Annotated in this window: 2 protein-coding genes; both read right to left on the bottom strand. The window is 41.1% G+C overall.

Annotated features, from left to right (window positions below; genetic code table 11):
- The coding region (locus Q0093_RS01715) for a DUF6443 domain-containing protein (protein WP_297928221.1) at window positions 1-3,222 on the bottom strand (3,222 nt) is incomplete at its 3' end.
- 11 nt (window positions 3,223-3,233) lie between these two features.
- Window positions 3,234-6,134 (bottom strand): hypothetical protein, encoded by a 2,901-nt coding sequence (locus tag Q0093_RS01710; RefSeq protein WP_297928220.1) that lies wholly within the window; start codon window positions 6,132-6,134, stop codon window positions 3,234-3,236.
- Window positions 6,135-6,136: the final 2 nt, after the last annotated feature.

Genomic DNA, 6,136 nt, shown 5'->3' with positions numbered 1-6,136 from the left:
AACCTTGGTCGCCGTAGCTTTTTCCACTTTGTTTCTTGGTGCGTGTCTGGCGGGAACGAGGTCTTTGATCACTTGGCTTTTACTCGCTTTTATTATCGATGATCCGATTCCTGATATCGCTACGGATGTCCCCAAGTCGCATGCAGCTTCTGCGACAGTCTTGTTTCCGTTGAATACGCTTTCTACTCCTTTCTCGATAGAGATATCTGTGGTAGCGTCCGCAATCATTGCAGCTCCGGTAGTCGCTATGGCACCTTTGGCCATTTGTGTTTCTGCTACCGTAGCGGTGACTCTTGTAGCCGTTTTTACCGAACCGGCTCCCGGAACGATAGCGGCGGATAATCCGGCGGCAATGCCGACACTCGTCCAGTCGACTTGATTAAAAGCTCCTATTACAGATTTATTGTTAACGGTCATTTGTATGGTTATTTGTGTTCCGAAGTCGATAGCGGCACCTATAAATGCTTTCCCGGCTATAAATAAGGCAGCTGCGACAGAAAAAGGCTCTTTCCCATTCAGGTCGGCATATTTTACCGGATTATTAAGACAGTAGGCATAGGGCGAAATTCCGTAATATTTCTCTGCCATGGGATCGATACTCATAAATCGCATCAGTACGGGAGAATACATACGGGAGTTGAAGTCATACCAATCTATTCCGTGTATGGTAATCAGTTCTTTACCTACGAATTTGTGGGGTTGCATTTCAGGGTTGGAGCTTCTTCCGTAAAGGTTGCCTGTGGTATAATATTCGGTATTTTGGTCTCGTACCCAGTAGTTATAATTTTGTGCGATTCTGACATTGCCTATGTGATCATGGGTAAAGAAAAAGTAGTCCCTTTCATGTCTGTTGTCGATACCAACCGGAGTATAAGATATATAACCTTCGGGAGTACTTACCCGTTCGAGTTTACCGTTCAGGAAATAGAAGTGCCGGTATTGCTCTTCTGTTGTGATATTGTGAGGATCGTTGCTGTTCATTATACTGTCGAGAGGTACGACAAGGGGAGTATAGAAAGTCTTGCTTACCGTTTTATATTTTCTCCCGTCCGCAAGGTAGGAATTTATGACTTGGTTACCGTTTCTCATCTGTATCGTGTCCGGTAAATTTAATAAATTATATCGGATAGTCGCGATTCCGTAATCTAAATTTGCGCACATATTTCCGTTCGTGTCATAAAAATACTCTTTCTCTGACGAGACCTCATCGGGATAGAGCAGTCCGGATTCGTCATCGGATAAGATATCCCTCCCGGAGTTTGTTACCGATTGCATTTGGTTACCTTTATAGCTTATTTTCAGGAGGGTGTGCTTCTTGTTTGCATTGCATCTGGCCAATTGAGTGATATTCCCCATTTTATCATAACTGAATGTTTCTGCGAATGCGGTGAGAATAGTACTTGGAACATATCTGTTAATCACACTTTTAAGTCGGTCAGCCTTGTCGTACGAATAATTCTGGGTGTATTTATGACCGTTTTGTTCGATATAAGCAGCGGAAATATTTCCGTTATAGATTCCATCCTGCTTTCCTTCAGTTGCTTGGATATAATATAGTTTCTCTTTGAACAACCGCGACGTGATTTCCGAAATCCATCCGCGTATATTGTATTTGTAGTTTATCGTATCAGTATTATTGTAATGTATTTTCCGGGATAATCGTCCGTTTTCGTCATATTCGTTGCGGGATAGCAACACCTCGCTTCTATTCTCGTATTGGTGGTAAGTATCGGTAAGCCTCCCTGCATGGTCATAGGTATAGCGGTAGGTTTCCGATAAAAACGGATATATATCGGTTTTCGTATGTCTTTTTATCGGTTGTCTTGAGAAATTATAACTTGTGGTAGTGCATATATGATTGAATATGTTGTTTATGGTATAAATTTGGTATTCTTGTATTTGTTGTCCCAAAACATCGTAATAATAAGCCGAGTATTCTCCATTTTTCGGATCTTCGATCGAAGCGATGAATTTTCCGGTGAGCATTCCCCGACAATCTTCGCGACAACTCGGCTGGTCAGGAGTGGGAGAAAAATCAAGAGAATAAGCGAATTGCGGTAATTCTTTATAATCATACGTGTCGTAATAGTTGACTTGAAGTATCGACTTGGATGTTCCGAGAAATTTCGACATTTGGTAACCAAACTTGTTACCCGGTTCGTTCCCGACATATCTCCCTGTGAAAACATGTGAACTGCAGATACCTCGTAACGTTTCGTATGGACCAGGAAACAAAATTTCCCCGAATAGGATCGGGCGTCCGGCGTAATCATATATAGTATAACTCCACATTTTCTTTTTTCTTTGTTTTCCGTCTTGTGTATAGATGAGTTGACCGGCAGAGTCGTATATGTAGTATATTGGTTCACAATCGGGTAATTTTTTCTCTATAACCCGATGATTGAAATCGTACCGGTAGCTGTATGCGTAAGGGATGTCCCAAATTCTTTTACCGATAGACGATTGGTCGTCTGCTGCAAGAGGAGGAAGAACAGTCCTCAGATTACCTTGGTCATCGTAAACAAAATAGGTGTCGAGATTACCCTCGTTGCCGATAACCCGAGAAAGTATGATCTGTCCTTGAAAATCGGCGAACTCGTACCGGATATGTCCGTCTTCGTCTTCGGTACGGATTGCCTGCAACCGACCAGAAGGATAAAGTTCTCCGCCTTGCAATATGCCTGTTCCCGCATGAACTTGAAAATTCTTTACAGCAAGTTCCCCGGTTTGGGTGTTGGTAAGGTACTCCGTTTTCACGGATTTGTTTCGGGTATGCCACTCTTTCCCGGGTCCGGTATTCTGTATTGGACGGTTAAATGTGGAGGGTTCATAAACTGTTTCGAAATAAGCAAAAGCATCCTGATAGTATTCAGAGGAACTCTTTTTGAAATCATCCGGTTTTCTGAATGTTCCCGGATTACCGGCTACCGGAACTGGCAGCCATTGACGAATTTCTCTTCCGGCTTCATCGAATTCGGTTATCGAAATGAGATCGGCCCGGGTCGGAGTGATTTGTTGCGAAATATTCATCTCCGGACGTCCGAAGGCATCGAAATACCGGATATCTATTTGACAGTTCTCTGAAGTTAATGTCAATTCTTGTTCTTTCCCGATCTGTTCTATAGGAGTGCGGGTTATGATATAATTACGCCCGTTTCCCGATTGTGCGAATATATCGGTAAAAAGCAGAAATGTCCATAATGTCGCTAAAGTTCGTTTCATGGGTATCAAATTTAATTTTCGGATGAATATTTGTATTCGAAATTTTTAAGTATATGTCCTCTGACATCGAGTACAAGTCTCAGATGTCCGAAAGCATCGTATTCGAAATCTGTGTACCGACTGAATCCCGGCTTCGACACTCGGGTAACTCCTATTAATTTGTTGTAAGTATATGTTTCGATAAGAGCCTTAGGAAGATCCCGATTTATAAAATAATTATCTACGGTTTGCTTTCCTGTTACGCATTTGTCGAAATCAATAAGTTGTTTTACTTCTTCCAAAGTGGCATTCTGTATTACGGCTACAGGGTAGGGTGCATTAGCTCCCCATATATAAATGATTGGTATCCCATTTTCAGGGACATACTCGATACAGTTTCCCATGCAATCGAACGAACGAAAAGTGACCGGAGGGTTGAAGTCCGGAAATGAAGTTTCCGATCCGTTATAAAAATTTGTGGATACAAGTGATGTATTGTTTTTTCGGGTAAATATGTGATGTGGCAGAAACTTGTCATCTATTTTTTGATAAGTAAATAATTTTCCTCCTATTGTTTTCCCGTTTTTGTAAGTTCTGCTTTCTACTGGGAGGTTTAGTATGTGCCGCTCCCTCATTTCGGGGTATATACCGTTCGGAATATCGGCGGTATAGCGGAATCTCTGTTCTAATGTTCCGCCATCCGAAAGGTCGGATGTAATTTTTTCAAGCATATATGTCGAACGATTATGTGTATAAGTTTCCTGTTGTTCCATAGTGTAGGTTTCACTTCCGGTATGTATATAGTTTATCTCTTTTTTTCGGGATGTGCGGCACCATCCCGAACGCACGAAATAGTAGTCTCCATGTTTAAAATTGTTTATTTTATGTGCCCGAATACTGTCGAGATAACGGGTATCGTATTCGAAAATTGTTTTTTGTATCAGTTTATTTCGGTTATAATATCGATGCTCTTTCAGCTTTCCGTTCGAGAAATTTTCCCGGTTGGGGAATTCTAAAAACCCGTGCAGTACTTCGGGTTCGTTATGAAATAGGGATTCTTCGATAATTTGTCCGTTCCTGTCCGATAGAATCTCTTTTACTTGGCTGTAGCCGATAGATTGTCCGTTGATAGCTCCTGCCATAGGCCCTTGCGAGGATGAGAAACGCTCCAGAACGACGGATACGGATTTTGCAACGAACCATTCCGATTCTAACAACGTAGAATATAGAGAGCATTGGGGAGGTGAAATTATTGTTCCAGAGTTTGTACCGTCATCGAATGTGTATCGGTATTCTTTGGTATAAGCCGGATTACAGATTCGAGCTATCCGCACTCCGCCTCCATATATCATTTTCTTTTTCTGCTTGTCGTAGTATTGATTGGCTTCATACGTGAAAGTCGTAGTACCTCCGGTTGGATAACGTATGTCGGTCAACATGGCTGCGGTTATGTTTCGAGGATTGCAATCTCGTACGCCTCCGATAAAAGGCATGTCTTTGTTAATGATAAGCGGTTTCATCTTTTCCCTTACTTCATTTTCATTTTTTAACCCTGTCGGATCAAATGTGAATGTTGTGCCGGCAGGGACTGTATCGGCAGGAATCATAGATAAAGCATGTCCTTCGGGGTAATTGCAATAGCCCCATATATCGCAGATATAAGAATTTTTTTGAGGGAGTTTTCGCACATCGTATCCGAAAGAGTAACCGTAATGTTTGCTCATATCAGATCCCGAAATGGAGAGGGAGTCCAACTTAAGCCGTGCCAGTATATATGCTGAATCGGGATTTTGTATGTTTCCGAAATAGGAGTGGTGGAATTTGATCCTTTTTACCAGATTGCTGCGGTTACTCGGATAAATTTGTATCTCGTCCAGTTTTTTTGAATGCCGGTTAGAATTATCGATACTGTTTCCTAATTTTGAATTTCTCAGATCTTTTCTGTCGGATAGCAGGAAAGTCGTTTTCCCGTATTTCCAGGTTATTTCTTTCAGTATAGGTTCTTGTACGGTTATATCGCAACTGAATGTTGTGGATGCATAATATGGGTATGAATTCCCATATATAGTACCCAAAGCGTCGGTCTGACTATGAGAAGTATATATGGGTGATTTTATAGAATAATACCCTTTGAAATAAGAAAAATTGATCTCTTCTCTATTGGGTAGGGTAATTTTGTTCAGAAACCATGTCGACACGAATTGCTGGGTCATAAAAACCGATAATGGATTTTCAAAGTCTAAAGATTTGTAATTCCATTCATTTTGAATACCTTCGAAAGATCTGAAAGATGTTTTCTTTAATTCCTTTTCAAAAAATGTGTACTGTACTCCATCAGGTGTGGTAATTATCCAATAATAAGGAATGTTGGATGTAGCTGGAGATTCTTTTATCAGTTCTATTTTCAGTTGATTCTCAGGTGTCAACAAAAATATACTTTTGTCTTTTCGAATGCAGAATTTGCCGCTGTATCCAGCAAAATTATAAGAGAATATATCCGGTTCAGTATCTACGTCCGATCCCGGTGCAGGATCATCTTCTTCAAAGTCGGGAATGGGTGGTTGATTCGGATACCCGTTATTTTGCAGGTCATTTATTCTTCGGATACTTTGTGTTATGATCCCTCCTGCATTTAAAGCCCAACCTAAGCCTACCCAGCTTGCTTCTTGTACTATCCGTATTCCGGATGCATGGTAACTTAGTGAGACTGGTAGTTTATAGTTTCCCAGATCAATTTTATATATAGGAATGTCAATTTCCGGCAGTCCTGCGTATAATGATACTGGGATATCTACATATTCACCGAGTGAAGCTGCGGTAGGAGACGGAACATTACGGATGCGGTCGAAGATATTGATCGGATCTTCTGTAATTTGACTTGAAACGGATGCAAATAATGTGCTGCAGAATAAAATCGTGATGAGTTTTTTCATAG

The organism is uncultured Coprobacter sp. (assembly GCF_947855755.1).
Lineage (GTDB): Bacteria > Bacteroidota > Bacteroidia > Bacteroidales > Coprobacteraceae > Coprobacter.
Note: the sequence above shows the minus strand (reverse complement) of the source record. Positions and strands in the feature narration are given on the sequence as shown.

Excerpts from the sequence above, each read along its gene's own strand:
- Q0093_RS01710 (WP_297928220.1), bottom strand. The coding sequence starts at position 6,134 with ATGAAAAAACTCATCACGATTTTATTCTGCAGCACATTATTTGCATCC.